This is a genomic window from Sulfitobacter sp. 1A13496 (assembly GCF_043557225.1).
Lineage (GTDB): Bacteria > Pseudomonadota > Alphaproteobacteria > Rhodobacterales > Rhodobacteraceae > Sulfitobacter > Sulfitobacter faviae.
Window position 1 is genome coordinate 39,384 of record NZ_JBIFFP010000006.1, and the last position, 17,413, is coordinate 56,796.

The window sequence follows — 17,413 nt, forward strand, 5'->3', positions numbered from 1 at the left end:
TCGGGCAGGCTCAGACCGGTTGCGCCTCAGACAGCTCGGCCTGAAGACGGGCTTCCTCGGCAGCTTTGGGCGTGGTGAACCGCGCCAGCAGGAAATAGGCGACCGGGGTGAGATAGAGGGTCGAGAGCGTGGCCATGCCCAGCCCCCCGACGATCACCCAGCCAAGCGCCTCGCGCGCCTCGGCCCCCGCACCCGCCGAAAGGATCAACGGCACGCCGCCCAAGACGGTCGAGGTCATCGTCATCATCACCGGACGCAGGCGGATGGTGGAGGCGCCAAAGATCGCCTCGTGGATATCCGCCCCCTGGTCGCGCAATTGGTTGGCAAATTCGACGATCAAAATCCCGTTCTTGGCCATGATCCCGATCAACATGACCAGCCCTATTTGGCTGTAAACATTCAGGCTCTGCCCCGTCATCAGCAGCGCGAAGATCGCGCAGGCCAGCCCCAAGGGCACCGTGGCCATCACCACGATGGCAGAGATGAAGCTTTCGAACTGCGCGGCGAGGACAAGGAAAACCACGAGGATCGCAAAGCCGAAAGTCACGAAAAGCCCCGAACTGGTTTGATCCAAGGCGGCGGCCTCGGCCAGCGGCACGATCAGGTTTTCATCCTCCAACACCTCTTGCCCGACCGCGCGCACCTGTTCCAGCGCATCGCCCAGTGACAGGCCCGGGGTCAGCCCGGCGGAGATCTCGACAGAGCGGTTCTGCCCTTCCCGGTCCAACTCGGGCGCGACGGCGCGTTCTTCGAGCGTCACGAAACTGGCCAGCGAAATCATCTGCCCGTTGCCCGATTGGACAAAGACGTTCTCAAGGTCGCGCGGGTCGTTCACCGGGTCCGAGGTCGACAGCATCTGCACGCCATAGCTGGTGTCGTCGATAAAGACCGATGCCACCTCACGCCCGTCGAGCATGGCCAGCAAAGCCTGCCCCAGCCCGGTGATGTCGACGCCGAGGTCAGCAGCCAGCGTCCGGTCGATCTGCACGAAAAGCTGCGGCTGCGTGCGTTCATATTCCAGCCGCACCTGCCCCATCGCCGGGTTCGCGCTCAACCGGTCGACCATCGCCTGTGCCACTTGGGACAGTTGCTCGTAATTATTGCCGGTGATGGCGAATGACAGCCCCCGCCCCGCGCCGCGAATGCCGAGGGAGTTCGGCTGGATCGCGAAGGCCCGCACGCCCACGATGCCGCGCAGCTTGCCGTTGATCTCGCCCACAATCTCATCTTGGCTGCGCGCGCGGTCTTCCCATCCGGCGAGCGTGAACACCATGAAACCCCGATTGTCCGCGCCAAACCCGGTGATGGAGAAGATATTCGTCACCTCTCCGGCCTCTTGCAGCGGGGTGATCAGGTCTTCGATCTCGCGCATCTTGCTTTGGGTATAATCAAGTGAGACGCCCTGCGGGGCCGAGACGCTGAGCAGGGCCACGGCGCGATCTTCGCGCGGGGTCAGCTCTTGCCGGATCTCGCCCGAGACCAGCACCGCCGTCAGCGCGACGAAGGCCGCGATCAGCACCACGACATAGGGCATCGCCAGCGCCCATCTAAGCGTCGCCGCATAGGCGCGGTACAGCAGGTTGCCAAGCCACACGACAGGGCCGCGCGGGTTCTCGGCCGCGGGTTTGGTCAACAAGCGGCTCGCCAAGACCGGGCAAAGGCTGAGCGCCACGACCGAGGACAGCATTACCGCGATGGCGAGGGTAAAGCCGAACTCCCGAAACAGCCCACCCGCCTGTCCGGGCAGGAACGACAGCGGGATAAAGACCGCCGCCAGCGTGGCCGTGGTGGTGACGACCGCAAAGAAGACCTGCGAGGTGCCCAGCACCGCCGCCGCGCGCGGCCCCATGCCCGCCGCCCGTTGGCGCACGATATTCTCTAGCACCACAATCGCGTCATCCACGACCATCCCGGTGGCCAGAACCAGCGCCAGAAGGGTCAGGATATTGATCGAAAAGCCCACCAGATAGATCGCCGCCAAAGTGCCGATCAGCGCCACGGGCAGGGTCAGCGCCGGGATCAGCGTGGCGCGGAAATCACGCAGGAAGACAAAGATCACCGCCACCACGATGCCCACGGCAAAGGCCAGCGTTGAGAGCACCTCGCGGATCGAGCCTGAGATAAAGGTCGCATCGTCCGAGGTCACGAAAATCCGCACATCCTCGGGCAGGGTTTCGTTCAACTCCCCCACCACGGCGCGCACATCGCGCGAGATCTCAAGCGTGTTCGACGTGGCCTGCCGGATGATGCCAATGCCGAGACCCAATTGCCCATTGGCACGCAGGATCGTCTCCCCTTCGGCGGGGCCGAGCGTGACGCTGGCGACATCGCCGAGCCGGACGTTCTGCTTGATCTCCATCGCCTCGAACGCCTGTGTGGTGACAACGCTGGCCGTGGTGCGCACGCTGATCGACTGACGGTCGCCCGCCAGATCGCCTGCGGGCGCGTCATAGGCCACATCGGCCAGGGCGCGCTGGATGTCTCCGAGGGTGAGGCCCCGGCTGGCCAGTTCCAACTGGTCGATATCGACGCGGAAAAACGGCTCACGGTCGCCGTAGACCTGCAAATCCGCCACCCCGTTGACCGAGATCAGCCGATCTTCGACCCGGTCCTGCACCAGTTTGGTCAACTCCTCCGGCGAGCGGCCCATGGAGGTCACGGCGATGCGCATCACCGGCTGGGCATTGGCATCGGCCTTGACGATCTGCGGCTGGTCGGCCCCTTCGGGCAATTGGTTCACGATCCGCGCCACTGCATCGCGCACATCGGTCGCGGCCACGTCGATATCGGTGCTGTCGTTAAACTCCAAGGTGACCCGGCTGCGGCCAAACCGCGAGTTCGATGAGATCGCCCGCACGCCAGAAACCCGGCCCACGGCGCCTTCGATCCGCCCCGTGAGCTCCTGATCGACGGATTCCGGGGAGGCGCCCGAGAAGGTTGTGGTGACCGTGACCACGGGCCGGTCGACATTGGGCAATTCCCGCACCTCCGCGCCGAAAAGCGCGGCAATGCCCGCCAGCACGATCAGCGCATTCAGCACGAAGGCGAGGATCGGGCGGCGCACGAATAGCGCGGTGCCCGAGGCGGTTCTCGCAGGCGGCGTGGCGTCTTCGGTCGGGGCGGCGCTCATAGGGTTGTCTTCTCAGCCGGGGCGGCATCTGACTGCACGCTGCCCGCGCGGTTGACCTCACGCACCTCGCCGCCCTCGCGGAGGGTTTGCACGCCTTCGGTCACCACCACATCATCGGCGGTCAGATCATCCGACAGGACGAGCACCGAATTGCTGTTGCGCTGTGCGATCTCGACCGCGACTTGGTGCGCCTTGCCCTCCCGTACCGTCCAGACAAACGGCCCGTCCGAGGACCATTGCACCGCCAGCGGCGGGATCGCCAGAAACGGATCGCCGACAAAGGTCAGGCTGACCGAAAAGGCCATGCCCGCGCGCAGCTGGTCGCCTTCGTTCGGCACGCGGCCCTGCACCAGAAGCGTGCGGCTGGCGCGGTCGATCACGCTGTCGATGGCGCTGACTTCGCCCGTAAGGGTCAAATCGCGCATGCCAAGCGGGGTGACGGTGATTTCCTTGCCCAAAGAGAGCTTGCTCACCACCCGTTCAGGCACGCGGAAATCGATCAGGATCTCGCTGCGGTCGGTGATGGTGGCGAGTTGATCCTGCGCATTGACGCGGTCACCTTCTTCGATATCGGTGATCCCCACCCAGCCTGAGATTGGCGCGAGGATGCGGCGTTGCGACAGATCGAACTGCGCTTGGCTGAGCGCAAGCTCGGCGCTTTGCAGGGCCAATTCCGTCTCGCGCAGGCGCACTTCGCTGACCGCGCCGGTGTTTTGCAGCCGCTCCACGCGGTCTTGCTCGGTCTGGGCGTTTTCAAGCTGCAATTCGGCTTGCTTCAGGGCGATCTGCTCGGCCTCATTCTCCAACAGGGCCACAACGGTGCCCGCCTTGATCAACTGCCCGGCGGGCAAGTTCAGGTCGGTGATGACCCCCACGGCGTTGGAACGCAGCGTGACGGAGCGGCGCGCGCGCCCGTCGCCGATGGCGGTGATCCGGTCGGCCAAAGTCTCTTCGCTGACCCCGGCGGTGACGACCAGCGACGGCCCGCCGCCGCCCCAGCCCCGGCCAGAGGCCTGTGGCGCCTCCGCGACCTCCTCGATCCCCAGAAGATCGAGCAAGCCGGTCTCCGCCACATAGAGGCGGGAGGCGGGGACATAGGTTAACATCGCGTAAAGACCCGCAACGAGAACCAGCAGAAATACGAAAAATTGGCGCAGGGCTTTCACGGGGGATGCGCTTTCAAAATATGTTACGAGGCGCATAATTGAGCATCGGCCCCAAAAAGGCACGTCAATTCTGCTTGATCACTGGCTGGGCATTCCCCGAAGGGGCCGCTGGCTGCTATCACTATGGCGCGGAAGCCTGCCCGGTGGAAGGGCAATGGGGTTGATTACTAGAAATTCCGTTTCCGCCGCACATATTCTGGCCCAAGCCGGATCAAAGACCAAGGGGACATCATGCGCGCGACGGTTCTACCACTGGCGACACTGCTACTGGGCTTTTCGCTTTTGCAGATGAGCAACGGGTTGCAGGGCACGCTTTTGGCCGTGCGCGCGGGGCTCGAAGGGTTTGGCGGGGCGACCACCGGCCTCATCATGTCGGGATTTTTCGCGGGGCTGAGCGTGGGCTCCTTCGTGGCACCCCGGCTGATCAGCGGGGTGGGCCATATCCGAACCTTTGCCGCACTTGCCTCTGTCGCCTCCGCCGCGGCGCTGATGCATTTGGCTTTCATCGACCCTTGGGTCTGGATCGCCGTGCGCTGCCTCACCGGTTTTGCCTTTGCCGGGTTGATCATCGTGACGGAAAGCTGGCTTAACGCTTCGGTCAGTTCCGCGCAACGGGGCAAATTGCTGGCGGTCTACGGTATGGTCGGCATGGCCTCTGGTGCGGCGGGGCAGTTCCTGCTGAATCTCGGGGATCCGGCTGAGTTCATCCTCTTCGTGCTCGTCTCCATCGTGATGTCGCTGTCGCTGGTGCCGATCTCGCTTAGCCGTGTAGAGGGGCCGCGCTCGGAAGGCGCGCAGGAGCCGCCATCGCTGCGCCGACTGTGGGGGCTGTCGCCCTACGGGGCGGTCAGCGCGGGGCTGGTCGGGGCCTCTATCGGGACGTTCTACGGTCTGGCACCGCTCTTCGCGCAGGAGATGGGCTATACCCAATCACGCATCGCCCTGCTGATCGCGGCCTTCACCATCGGGGGGCTGATGCTGCAATTCCCGCTGGGCTGGGTTTCCGACCGGATGAGCCGCCGGGGCTTGGGCGTCGGACTGGCGGCGGCGGGCGGTGCTTTGATGATGCTGACCCTGCCGATCCCCGCCCCTTCGGGGTCGATGCTGCTGGTGCTGGGGTTTGCCATCGGCGGGCTGGTTCTGCCTGCGCAATCCATCGTCATCGCCCATGTCAACGACCGCGCCCCCGGCTCGGCGGTGGTGGCCGTCTCGGGCGGGTTGGTGCTGATGCAGGGGATTGGCGCCGCAATCGGGCCGCTGCTGGCGGGTGTGCTGCTGGATACACTGGGGCCGCGCGGCCTGCCGCTGGCGCTTGGCGGTTTTCAGTTGACCATCGTGGCCTGGGGGCTGCTGCGCATGACCCTGCGCAGCGATCCCGAAACCCAAGAACGCCACGCGGCACCGCCGCTGACCCCCAACTTTGTCGAAGGCGAGCTGAGCCGCGAGGAATAGCGCGGCTTAGCTCTGGGGCCAGCTCTCTGGCACGTTGCTGCGCAGCTCTTCCAGCCACGGGGTGGCGACAGAATCCGACGGCGCGCGCCAGTCCCCGCGCGGCGACAATGCCCCCCCGGCGCTGACCTTGGGCCCATTCGGCAGGGCCGAGCGTTTGAACTGGCTGGTGGCAAAGAAGCGATGCAGAAATTTTTCGAGCCAGTGGCGGATCGTCTCCAGATCATAGGCGTTGCGTTTGCCCTGCGGAAAGCCCTCAGGCCAGCGCCCCGCCTCGACATCATGCCAAGCGTGCCACGCCAGAAAGGCCACCTTTGACGGGGCGAGCCCGTAGCGCATGGTGTGAAAGAGGAAGAAGTCGTTCAACTCATAGGGGCCGATCATCGACTCGGTGCTTTGAATCTCTTCATCCTCGCCCGCGGGCACCAGTTCGGGCGAAATCTCGGTGTCCAGAATGGCTTGCAACACCTTGTCCGTCTCAGCGTCGAACTGGCCCGAACGGGTGGCCCAACGGATGAGATATTGGATCAGCGTTTTCGGGACGCCGGTGTTCACGGCATAGTGGCTCATCTGGTCGCCCACGCCATAGGTGCACCAGCCAAGCGCCAATTCGCTCAGATCGCCGGTGCCGATGACAAAGCCCTGCCGCTGGTTGGCGAGCCGGAAGAGATAATCGGTGCGCAGCCCGGCTTGGACGTTTTCAAAGGTGATGTCATAGACCGGCTCCCCGTCCGAAAAGGGGTGATCCATATCCTCAAGCATCTGGCGGGCGGCGGGGCGAATGTCGATCTCATCCGCGGTGATGCCCATGGCCTGCATCAATTTCCACGCGTTGGATTTGGTGCCCTCGGAGGTGGCGAAGCCCGGCATGGTAAAGCCGAGGATCCGGTCGCGCGGAATGCCCATACGGTCACAGGCTTTCGCCGCCACGATCAGGGCATGGGTTGAATCCAACCCGCCGGAAATGCCGATGACCATGGTCTTGCCCTTGGTCGCCTCAAAGCGGCGGCGCAGCCCTTCGACCTGAATGTTGAACGCCTCGTAGCAGTCTTGGTCGAGATGGCTTTCGCGGTTCGGCACATAGGGGAAACGGCGCACCGGGCGGATCAGTCCGGCGTTTTCGTGATGCGGCTGATGGGCAAAGGTCACCCGGCGGAATTCCGGCGCGCGGTGCCGCGCGGCATCATGGAAACTGCCCGTCCGCATCCGCTCGGACTGGATACGCCCGCAATCCACATCGGCGATGGTCAGCTCCGGCTCCAGCGGGAAACGGGTGGATTCGGCCAGAAGATCGCCCAACTCATGGATCATCCCCTGCCCGTCCCACGCCAGATCGGTCGTACTCTCCCCCGGCCCGGCGGCGGAGTACACATAGGCCGCGAAGGCGCGCGTGGATTGCGACCGGCACAGCAGGTGACGGTCAGAGGATTTGCCGATCACGATGTTGGACGCCGAGAGATTGGCGAGGATCAAGGCGCCCCCAAGCGCGGCATCCGCCGAGGGCGGCGCCGGCGTCCAGAGGTCTTCGCAAATCTCGGCATGGAAGATCAGACCGGGCAGATCCGTCGCCTCAAAAATCAGGTCATCGCCAAAGGGCACTCGCCGGCCCGCGACGGTGATCTCTCCGCCGGTGTCCCGGCCATGGGCAAACCAGCGTTTCTCATAGAACTCGCGGTAATTGGGCAGGTAGGATTTCGGCACCACGCCCAGCACCTGCCCGCGTGAAATGGCGATGGCGCAATTGTAAAGCCGCCCCTCACGGCGCAGTGGCGCGCCGAGCAGGATCACGGGGGTCATCTCGGCGCTGGCCTCGATCAGGTCGCCAAGCGCCTCTTCCACCGCCGTCAGCAGCGCGTCCTGCATGTGCAGATCGTCGATGGCATAGGACGAGAGTGACAGTTCGGGGCAAACCAGCAAATCCACCCGCGCCGCATTGGCCCGGCGCATTTCGTCCAACAGGCTGTCGCGGTTGAAGGCCACATCGGCGGGCCGCACATGCGGCGTGCAGGTCGCCACCCGGACAAAGCCATGACGGTGGTAGGCGGTAAAGGCGGCGGCTTGGCTCTTGCTCACGTCAGGCTCTCCTCCAACATATCCAAAATCGTTTCAAGGCATCGCTGCCGGATCGCATCCCGGCCAATGGCTCCAAAGGACTCGGCCCGATGAACCGTGTTACACCCCTCGCGTGCAAGCGCAAAATGCACAAGCCCCTCTTCATCCTCGGCGCTGCCCGGCCCGGCAAACCCGGTGGTCGAGACGGCAATCTGCGCGCCTGAGCGGTCCTGCGCGCCCTCGGCCATGGCAATCGCCACGGGGCGCGAAACCGCGCCGCAGCGGTCCAAAAGCGCCCGATCGACGCCCAACAGCTCATGCTTGGATTGATCCGTATAGGTGACAAATCCCCGCTCGAACGCGTGGGAGCACCCTTCGATATCCGTAAGCAACGCGGCGACCAGCCCGCCGGTGCAGCTTTCCGCCGTGGCGATGTGAATGTCGCGGTCGCAAAGCACTTCCAAAACGGATTTCGCGCGATCTGCGATGTCGGGCTGCGCTAGGGGGTCACTGTTCTGCATCTTCGCTCCGCAAATTGATGCCTTGTTAAGCAAAACCCCCGCAGGCCGCTGTGGTTCCTCGCGTTGACCCACCGCAAACCGCCTGCTTAACATTGCAAGAAACCGAAACGCACCTCTGCATATGGGACCGAAGCGATGATTGATTTCTACACATGGACCACCCCCAACGGCCGCAAGGTCTCGATCCTGCTCGAAGAATTGGGGATCGACTACAATGTGCATGCCATCAACATCGGCAAGGATGAGCAGCACGCGCCCGAGTTTCTAAAGATCAGCCCCAACAATAAAATCCCCGCCATCGTGGACCATGACACTGGGGTAAGCCTGATGGAATCCGGCGCGATCATGGTCTACCTCGCCGAGAAACATGGCCGCTTCCTGCCTGAGGGGCAGGCCGCGCGGGCCGAGGTGATGCAATGGCTGATGTGGCAGATGGGCGGCTTTGGCCCGACGGCCGGGCAGGCGCATCACTTCCTACATTTCAACCCCGGCAAGGCCGCCTATGCCGAAGAGCGTTTCGGGGCCGAGGTCAAACGGCTTTACGGCGTGCTCGACAAACAGCTTGAGGGGCGGGACCATATCTGCGGCGAGTATTCCATCGCGGATATGGCCTGCTGGCCTTGGGTGTCGCGCTATGAATGGCAGCAGATCGACCTTGCCGACTATCCCAATGTGCGTGCGTGGTACCAGCGCCTGCGCGCGCGGGACGCGGTGCAAAAGGGCTACCATGTGCCCAAGGTGATGGGCGAGATTCCCGAGGGCTGACATTCGCCCCCCCGCCGCGGCTGCAACGTAGGCGGGAACCAAAAGACAAGTTGAACGGTTGCGCTCCCGAAGGCAGTGCTGCCACCCGCGCAGGCTGCCCGTTTCACGAATGGGGGGCAGTATCGTGACGCTTGATCTCAAAGGTGTATTCTTGCTCGGCTGTCGGGCACTGCCATGAACAGTGCGCCGCGTTTCGACCCTTTCCCGCCCCAGTCGCAAAGGGATATCCTTTCGCAAACTGCCCGAAAGGCCCTGCGCCACGCGGCGCGGGCCGAAGAAGCGGGCACCGCCCCGATCAGCGGCTCTATCGACATTCTGCGCGACGCGGGGCTGATGCTGGAAGATGGCGCCACGGCGCCTTTGCGCACCGCCCATGCGCTGATGCAGATCGGTGCCGCCAACCTCAGCGTCGGCCGCTTATGGGAGGGCCACGTCAACGCGCTGCGCCTGATCCGCCTATACGGCAGCGCGGCGCAGGCGGAGCGGGCGAAGCAGGTGATCCGGCAAGGTGGGCTTCTGGGCGTTTGGGGGGCCGATGGCGGCAATCCGGCGCGTTTCGAAAAGGGTGTTTTGAAGGGTCAGAAGATTTTTGCTTCCGGCCTCGGCACTGTCACCCATGCGCTCGTCTCGCTCAATTCCGGCCCCGAAGTGCAGCTTGCGCTGATCGATGTGACCGAGCCCGCGCGCGGCGATGCCTCGCAATGGGACATGCTGGGGATGCGGGCGACGGCCTCGGGGACATATGATTTTTCCGGCCTGCCTCTTGAGGATGACGCGCTTATCGGCGCCCCCGGCGATTATCTGAAAGAGCCGCATTTCGTCGGCGGCGTCTGGCGGATCGCGGCGCTTCAGGCGGGCGCGGCGGCAGGGTTGATTGATGCGGCGGCCACTGCTCTGCGGGACATGGACCGGCTTGAGGCCGAGGCCCAATTGAGCCGCTTGATGCAGGTGCTGATGCGGATATGGGCCGGAATGGCATTGGTCGAACGCGCCGCTCTCGCCAACGCGGATGACCACGCGGAGGAGACCCTCGTCAGCACCTCGATCGCCGCGCGAATTTATACTGAGGAGGTCGCCCTCGACGCGATCAAAGCGGTGGAGCAGAGCCTAGGGTTGCGGCATTTCACCGGAACCTCCGAGACGGGCCGCATGGCGCGCGATCTTTCGGTCTATCTGCGCCAAGCCGCGCGCGATGCCTTCCTGCAACGCGCCGCCCGCCATGCGCTTTCAAGCGACCAGACGGTTTGGGGTGTCTTTGGATGAGCCACAACGCCCCCCTCGCCGAGGCTCTGTCGGGCCGCGAAAAGATCGTGGTTCTGGCGCCGCATCCGGACGACGAAACACTCGGCTGCGGCGGTCTTTTGGCGCGCGCTTTCGCAGGGGCCGGGGCGCATGTCATCTGCCTGACCGATGGCGGCGCCAGCCACCCCGGCTCCCGCGCATGGCCCCCGGCCCGATTGGCCGAGACACGGCGCGCGGAACTGGCCGAGGCGCTCGATCTCCTTGGTGGCGGCGCAGCGGATTTGACATGGCTCGGCCATCCCGACAGCCAATTGCACGAGGTGCCTCCCGACGCCATCCTGACCGAGCTGATGCAGGTAATCGACGCGCAAACGGTACGCCACATCTTCGTCCCGGCCCGCGAAGACAAACATTGCGACCATCAAACCACCGCGTCACTGGCCGACGGGCTGCGCGCGCAGCGCCCCGATCTGCATTTTCATAGCTATCCGGTGTGGAGCCGTTTCGACGATCCGAACTTTGCCGAGAACACGGCTGGCTACGCCCCCCTGACCCTCGACACCGCCGCCTACCGCGACGCCAAGAGCGCCGCGATCCGCGCGCATCGCAGCCAGCTTGGCCAAGTCGTGCAGGACGATCCCGAGGGGTTCGTTCTGCCCGAGGCGATGATCGACCTCTTCGCGCAGCAAGACGAAATTTTTTGGAGGATGCCGTGATGGGTGTGGGGTTGGATCATCTCCAAGGTCTCTATGCCGAGACGAGCGATCCTTGGGGGTTCGAACAAAGCGCCTATGAGCAGGCCAAATTCGCCGCGACGCGGGCGGCGCTTTCACAGGATGGCTACCGCTCGGCCTTTGAACTCGGCTGCGGCAATGGGCAATTGGCGCGCCACCTGATCGACATCTGCGCGCGCTATACCGGGATGGATGCGGTCGCCAGCGCCCTGACCGCCGCGCGCAAAACGGTGCCGGAGGGGCGCTTCGTCCAAGGGTTCTATCCCGGCCCCCTGCCAGAGGGGGACTTCGATCTGCTGATCCTCTCCGAAGTGCTCTATTTTCTGGATCATTCGGGGTTGGCCCAACTGGCGAGCGACATTGCGACCCGCTGGCCGAAGGCCGAGATCATCTGCGTGACTTGGCGCGGTGACACCGGCAATCCGTTGCAAGGGGAAGAGGCGCTGAACGGCTTTGCCAAGGCGCTCGACACCCATGCCTTCACCTGCGTCAGCGAGACCGAGAACTACCGCATCGACCGCGCCTTTCCGGAGGGTGACAGATGAGTTTCGAGCGCTGGAAAGACACCGCGATCATCATCCCCGCCCGGAACGAGGCGGAGCGGATCGGCGATTGCCTCACCGCCCTCGCCCCCCAGTGTAACGACCGTGTCCACGTGGTCCTTGTGGTGAACAACACCGATGACGACACCGCCAAGATCGCCACGGCGGCGGCGGGGCGGCTTGGCATCGACCTCACCGTGCTCGACCTCACCTTTCCCCCCGGCATGGGGGTCGGCGCGGCAAGGCGGAGGGGCTGCGCCGTGGCGCTCGATCAGATGCCTCATCTGCGCCAGTTCCTGACCACCGATGCCGATTGCCGCGTCAGTCCCGATTGGGTCGCGCGCAGCATTCACCACCTCCAACGCTTTGATGCCCTCTGCGGCAGGGTCACCCTGAACCCCGAAGAGGCCGCCTGTTTGGCGCAGCAAGACCCCATGTTTGAGGCCCATGAAATGGCCTACCGCCGCTTGGTGCTCACGCTCTACGCGCGGCACGCCCCGAACTGCGCCGATTTGCAGAACAGCCACGGCGAAGCGCCGGGGGCCAGCCTTGGCTTCACCCGCGATGCCTATGAGGCCGTCGGCGGTTTCGCCCCGATCCCCTGTGGCGAGGACCGCGCGATCATCCGCGACCTGCGGGCGGCGGGCCGCCGGGTGCATCACGCGGATGATGTCTGGGTTGAAGCCTCGTGCAGGCTTGTCGGGCGCGCGGTGGGCGGCATGGCCGATACGCTGCGCATTCGGCTGAGCGGGGCGGGCTATCTGGCCGATGACTGTTTGCCGGATGCGGGCTGCTTGCTGGAGAAACTGCGCCGGGGGGCCTTGGGCTGCTGGCCGGTGCAGGTGCCAGAGGCTGAACGCATTCCGGTCGATGAACTGCCCGCGCATATCGCGCTTCTGCGGGGCTTTTTGGACAGGTCCGCGACCTGTGAGACAGCCGCCCCCCTCGCATTGGAGGCCGCAGATCTCCACCCGCGCGAGAACTTTCCTGCCCGCCGGGCAAAAGCATCGGAACCCCTCGCCGCGGGGGTGGTTGAACTCTCATAGGGTCGGGCAATCACCGCCGGCTCTGGAGCGGCCCTCTCGGCCCGCCACATATTAGCAACAAATCCTCCCGATTATATTCCGGGGGCGCTGTGGAGAAAGATCATGACAGACAAAGAACTTGGCAAAGGCGGCGAACCCCGCCAGCAAACCACGGACCGCGAAAAGACGATGACGACCGCGCAGGGCGGCCCGATCGCGGATGATCAGAACTCACTCAAAGCAGGTCCGCGTGGCCCGGTCTTGATGGAAGACCACGTTTTCCGCGAGAAGATGTTTCATTTCGACCATGAGCGCATTCCTGAGCGTGTCGTTCACGCCCGCGGCTACGGCGTGCATGGGCATTTCGAGCTAAAGGAAGCGATCCCCGAACTGTCCTGCGCCGATATCTTCCAGCGCGTCGGCGAAAAGACCCCGACCTTTACCCGTTTCTCCACCGTGGCAGGCAACAAGGGCTCTTTCGATCTGGCCCGCGACGTGCGCGGGTTCGCGACGAAGTTCTACACGCAAGAGGGCAACTGGGATCTCGTCGGCAACAACATCCCCGTGTTCTTTATCCAAGACGCGATCAAGTTCCCCGATCTCATCCACTCCGTCAAACCCGCCCCTGACCGTGGCTTCCCGCAGGCGCAGTCGGCGCATGACAACTTCTGGGATTTCGTCTCGCTTTCGCCCGAGGCGATCCATATGACGCTGTGGCAGATGTCCGACCGTGCAATCCCGCGCTCGTTCCGCTTTATGGAAGGCTTCGGCGTGCATACCTTCCGGCTGGTCAATGCCGAGGGCAAATCGCATTACGTTAAATTTCACTGGAAGCCCAAGCAGGGTCTGCAATCGGTTGTTTGGAACGAAGCGCTCAAGATCAACGGCGCGGATCCGGATTTCCACCGCCGCGACATGTGGGATGCCATCGACGCGGGCGACTATCCGCAGTGGGATCTGGGCATTCAGGTCTTCGACGATGAATTCGCGGATAACTTCGAGTTCGACATCCTTGATGCCACCAAGATCATCCCCGAAGAGCAGGTGCCGGTGCGCATCATCGGGACGCTGACGCTGGATGCCAATGTCGACAACTTCTTCGCCGAGACCGAGCAGGTGGCCTTTTGCACCCAGAACATCGTGCGCGGGATCGACCACACGAATGACCCGCTGCTACAGGGGCGGAACTTCTCCTACCTCGACACGCAGCTCAAACGTCTCGGCGGGCCGAACTTCACCCATATCCCGATCAACGCGCCGAAATGCCCGTTCCACCACTTCCAGCAAGACGGCCATATGGCGATGCACAATCCCAAGGGTCGCGTGAACTACGAGCCCAACAGCTGGGGCGAGGATGGCGGCCCGCGCGAGAACCCAGAGATTGGCTTCCAGAGTTACCCGGCAGAGGTGGAAGGCACGAAACAGCGCGTGCGGTCCGAGACATTCGCCGACCACTACAGCCAGGCGCGGCAGTTCTACATCAGCCAGACCGAGATCGAGCAGCAGCACATCGCGGCGGCCTATACCTTCGAGCTGTCGAAATGTCAGGAAGAACGCATTCGCCTGCGGATGCTCTCGCATCTGATGAACGTGCATGACGATCTGGCGAAACAGGTGGCCGAAGGCTTGGGCGTGACCGAGATGCCGGACCCCGCCAAACCCGCGCGGGAGCCGATCACCGATCTGCCGCCGTCCGACGCGCTCAGCATTCTGAAGAACGCGCCGAACAGCTTTGCGGGCCGCAAGCTGGGTCTGTTCCTGACCGAAGGCGCGGATGCCTCGGTGGTGGAAGCCTTGGAAAAAGCCTTTGCCGATGAAGGCGCGATGGTGGCCATCGTGACACCGCATATCCAAGGGGTGACCCTTTCGGACGGCAGCACCCGCGAAGCAGATGAGAAGATCGACGGCGGCCCGTCGGTGGTCTTTGACGCGGTGGCCTTGGTCTTCGGGAATGAGAAAGCCGACAAGATCGCCAAGAACAAACCCGCGCAGGATTTCGTCTCGGACGCCTTTGCGCATAACAAGTTCATCGCTTGGACCACCGCCGCCGATCCGCTGCTCAACGCCGCCGGGGTCGAGAAGGACGAGGGCATGATGGAGGTCTCTGCCGATAATGCGGACACGTTCCTTCAGACCTGCCGCAAACTTCGGTTCTGGCAGCGCGAAGAAAAGCTGAACTGGGAATAAAAAAACATCGGGCCGGGGCGGCAATGCCCCGGCCCTTTTTCTAGCGCCGATGCACCTGTGACGATGGTGAAATGGCGTTCGCCGTGTCCTGAAGGCGCGGCAGAATCTCGGCCCTGATCCGCTCCCGCGTCCAAGTATGCGCCGAGACCGAACATTGCACCGCCGCAAAGGCCCGCCCATCGGGGCCGGTGATCGGGCAGGCCACCCCGATCTCGGACAAAATCATCTGATCGCTGGAGATCGCATAGCCCTGCTGCACGGCCTCACCGATGCTGTTGCGGATCGTGGCGCGGTCCATCGTGGTGCGCGCGGTGAAGGGTTTGAGCGGCCAAGTCTCGATCGCGTCTTCCCGGTCCTCGGGCGAGAAGGTCGAGATGATCGCCCGCCCCGCCGATGTTGAAAGCGCAGGCAGCCGCCGCCCAATCACCGTCGCCGCGAAATAGGTCCGTTGGCAGGGCAAGCGGCTAACATAGATGATATGGTCCTTGGAAAGCTCGGCCAGGTTCACCGTCTCCCCGATCTCTTGGCTGAGGTCGATCAGCTTGGGAATCGCCTGCCCGACCAATTGATCCGACCAGTAATAGGCATAGGCCAGCTCCAACCAAGCATGGGACGGGCGGTAGCGCCGCGTGGCCGGATCCTTTTCCAACATGCCCTCGATATGCAGCGTATTCGCCAGCCGCTGAACCGCGCTCTTGTCCAATCCGCTGCGCGCGGCAAGCTCGACCAACGACAATTCCGTATGCGATTCATCGAAGGCGCGGAGCAGCCGCAGCCCCTTGGCAAGCGACCCGACGTAGAGGGTATTTTGCTTCTTTTCCAATCACCTACCCCGAAATCTGGCCCAATTGTTCAAACCGGGGCTTGACGTATGTCGATCTGATTGCGTTTATTAATCGTATTGCGATATCAAGTATTATTATATGATACGTGACGCAAGTCAAAAAGATACGGAACCGAATTCGTTAACCAGCAGGGGAGTTGACCATGAAATCCACGGTCCTGAAATCAACCATCACCGGGCTTGTCTTGGCCGCCGCCACGGGCGCGGCTTGGGCGGACAAAGCCAATGACACGCTGAATGTCGCCTTCACCAAAGAGCTTGAGAACGTCGACAGCTACTTCAACTCGTCCCGCGAAGGCGTGGTGCTGCAACGCGCGGTCTGGGATGGTCTGATCTACCGCGATCCGGTCACCAACGAATACATGGGCAACCTCGCCACCGAATGGGAATGGATCGACGACACGACCATCGAATTCAAACTGCGCGAAGGCGTGAAATTCCACGACGGGTCGGACTTCACCGCCGATGACGTGGTCTTTACCGTGAACTACGTCGCCGATGAGGCCAATGGCGTGAAAACGCAGCGCAACGTGAACTGGATGAAATCGGCTGAGAAGGTCGACGATTACACCGTGCGCATCATGTTGAAAGAGAAGTTCCCGGCGGCGATTGAATTCCTCTCTGGCCCCGTTTCGATGTATCCCAGCGACTACTACGAAGAAGCCGGCCCCGAAGGCATGGGCCTGAAACCCGTCGGCACCGGCCCTTACAAGGTGACCGAAGTCGTCCCCGGCCAGCACTTCAAACTGGAAGCCTATGAGGGCTACCACGACAGCCCCAAGGGCACGCCCAGCATCAAGAACATCGACATCCGCACCATCCCCGATGTGAACACGCAGATGGCCGAATTGTTCAGCGGCTCGCTTGATCTGATCTGGCAGGTGCCGTCGGACCAAGCCGAGAAACTGGCCGAGCGGGATGAGTTCCAAGTCTCCAACGAATCCACCATGCGTGTGGGCTATCTGACGCTCGATGCGGCAGGCCGCTCCGAGGACAGCCCCTTCACCGACGTGCGCGTGCGCAAGGCCGTGAACTATGCGATCAACCGTCAGGAACTGGTCGACGCGCTGCTTAAAGGCAAATCCAAAGTCGTCTACACCCCTTGCTTCCCCAGCCAGTTCGGCTGCGACGAAGACGCGGCGGTGAAGTATGAATACAACCCCGAGAAGGCCAAGGAATTGCTGGCCGAAGCTGGCTACGAAGACGGTCTGACCATCGACTTCTACGCCTACCGCGACCGTGAATATGCCGAGGCGATCACGAGCTATCTGAACGCTGTGGGAATCGATACCAACTTCAAGATGTTGCAGTATTCCGCCCTGCGCGAGCAGAACATGAAGGGCGAAACCGCCGTGTCGTTCCAGACATGGGGCAGCTATTCGATCAACGACGCCTCCGCCATGGTCAGCCAGTTCTTCAAACATGGCTCGCTCGACTACGCGATGGACGACGAGACGCTGGAATACCTCAACATCGCCGACAGCTCGACCGACCCCGAGGTCCGCAAAGAGAACTACTCCAAGGCGATCGAACGCATCACCGAGGAAGCCTATTGGGCGCCGATGTTCTCCTACAACACCAACTACGTGACCACCAATGAGGTGGAATACACACCCACAGCCGACGAAGTCCTGCGCTTCACCACGGCCAGCTGGAAGTAAACCAATCGGCGGGGGCGCCGTGACCGTTGCCCCTGCCCTTCTCCCCTTCCGCACCCAACCCAGACCCACGCGGCAGGCCCTCGCCTGCGGCGCAG

General features: G+C 63.1%; 13 protein-coding genes. 8 read left to right on the forward strand and 5 right to left on the reverse strand.

From position 1 onward, the window contains the following. Nucleotides 1-10: 10 nt before the first annotated feature. Both ACGYLX_RS13805 and ACGYLX_RS13810 read right to left on the reverse strand, forming a co-directional pair. A complete protein-coding gene (locus ACGYLX_RS13805) occupies nt 11-3,130 on the reverse strand; it encodes an efflux RND transporter permease subunit (protein WP_394450220.1) in 3,120 nt (1,039 codons plus the stop codon). Beyond that, nucleotides 3,127-4,236, reverse strand: coding sequence for an efflux RND transporter periplasmic adaptor subunit (locus tag ACGYLX_RS13810; protein WP_394450222.1), 1,110 nt, complete (start codon nt 4,234-4,236; stop codon nt 3,127-3,129). Before ACGYLX_RS13810 ends, ACGYLX_RS13805 begins: the two co-directional genes overlap by 4 nt. 291 nt (nt 4,237-4,527) lie before the next feature. Here ACGYLX_RS13810 and ACGYLX_RS13815 point away from each other — a divergent pair, with 291 nt between their 5' ends. Then, on the forward strand, nt 4,528-5,748 hold the full coding sequence (locus tag ACGYLX_RS13815; protein WP_067265100.1) for an MFS transporter: 1,221 nt from the start codon (nt 4,528-4,530) through the stop codon (nt 5,746-5,748). Nucleotides 5,749-5,754: 6 nt separating this feature from the next. Here ACGYLX_RS13815 and ACGYLX_RS13820 read toward each other — a convergent pair whose 3' ends face one another. Together ACGYLX_RS13820 and ACGYLX_RS13825 are read right to left on the reverse strand one after the other, a co-directional pair. Next, entirely contained in the window at nt 5,755-7,818 is a 2,064-nt protein-coding gene (locus tag ACGYLX_RS13820; protein WP_394450224.1) for an NAD(+) synthase, read from the reverse strand. Then, entirely contained in the window at nt 7,815-8,318 is a 504-nt protein-coding gene (locus ACGYLX_RS13825) for a CinA family protein (RefSeq protein ID WP_067265105.1), read from the reverse strand. Before ACGYLX_RS13825 ends, ACGYLX_RS13820 begins: the two co-directional genes overlap by 4 nt. 135 nt (nt 8,319-8,453) lie before the next feature. Here ACGYLX_RS13825 and ACGYLX_RS13830 point away from each other — a divergent pair, with 135 nt between their 5' ends. The 6 genes from ACGYLX_RS13830 (at nt 8,454) to ACGYLX_RS13855 (ending at nt 14,813) form a co-directional block, all read left to right on the forward strand. Next, nucleotides 8,454-9,083, forward strand: a complete 630-nt coding sequence (locus ACGYLX_RS13830) for a glutathione S-transferase family protein (protein ID WP_394442480.1) — start codon at nt 8,454-8,456, stop codon at nt 9,081-9,083. A gap of 174 nt (nt 9,084-9,257) precedes the next feature. After that, complete coding sequence (locus tag ACGYLX_RS13835; RefSeq protein WP_394450227.1) at nt 9,258-10,346, forward strand: acyl-CoA dehydrogenase; 1,089 nt, start codon at nt 9,258-9,260, stop codon at nt 10,344-10,346. After that, on the forward strand, nt 10,343-11,041 hold the full coding sequence (locus ACGYLX_RS13840; protein WP_394442474.1) for a PIG-L deacetylase family protein: 699 nt from the start codon (nt 10,343-10,345) through the stop codon (nt 11,039-11,041). The genes ACGYLX_RS13835 and ACGYLX_RS13840 overlap by 4 nt, the downstream gene beginning before the upstream one ends. Beyond that, entirely contained in the window at nt 11,041-11,604 is a 564-nt protein-coding gene (locus ACGYLX_RS13845; RefSeq protein WP_394450229.1) for a class I SAM-dependent methyltransferase, read from the forward strand. The genes ACGYLX_RS13840 and ACGYLX_RS13845 overlap by 1 nt, the downstream gene beginning before the upstream one ends. Further along, complete coding sequence (locus tag ACGYLX_RS13850; RefSeq protein WP_394450231.1) at nt 11,601-12,647, forward strand: glycosyltransferase; 1,047 nt, start codon at nt 11,601-11,603, stop codon at nt 12,645-12,647. Before ACGYLX_RS13845 ends, ACGYLX_RS13850 begins: the two co-directional genes overlap by 4 nt. Before the next feature lie 102 nt (nt 12,648-12,749). Continuing rightward, on the forward strand, nt 12,750-14,813 hold the full coding sequence (locus ACGYLX_RS13855) for a catalase (RefSeq protein WP_394450233.1): 2,064 nt from the start codon (nt 12,750-12,752) through the stop codon (nt 14,811-14,813). Nucleotides 14,814-14,853: 40 nt separating this feature from the next. On the opposite strand, the gene ACGYLX_RS13860 is transcribed toward ACGYLX_RS13855, so the two are convergent. Then, nucleotides 14,854-15,636, reverse strand: coding sequence for an IclR family transcriptional regulator (locus ACGYLX_RS13860; RefSeq protein WP_394442463.1), 783 nt, complete (start codon nt 15,634-15,636; stop codon nt 14,854-14,856). A gap of 164 nt (nt 15,637-15,800) precedes the next feature. Between ACGYLX_RS13860 and ACGYLX_RS13865 the strand changes: the two genes are divergently transcribed. After that, the gene (locus tag ACGYLX_RS13865) at nt 15,801-17,318 is read left to right on the forward strand and encodes an ABC transporter substrate-binding protein (protein ID WP_394442461.1); all 1,518 of its coding nucleotides are present in this window, start codon (nt 15,801-15,803) and stop codon (nt 17,316-17,318) included. Nucleotides 17,319-17,413: the final 95 nt, after the last annotated feature.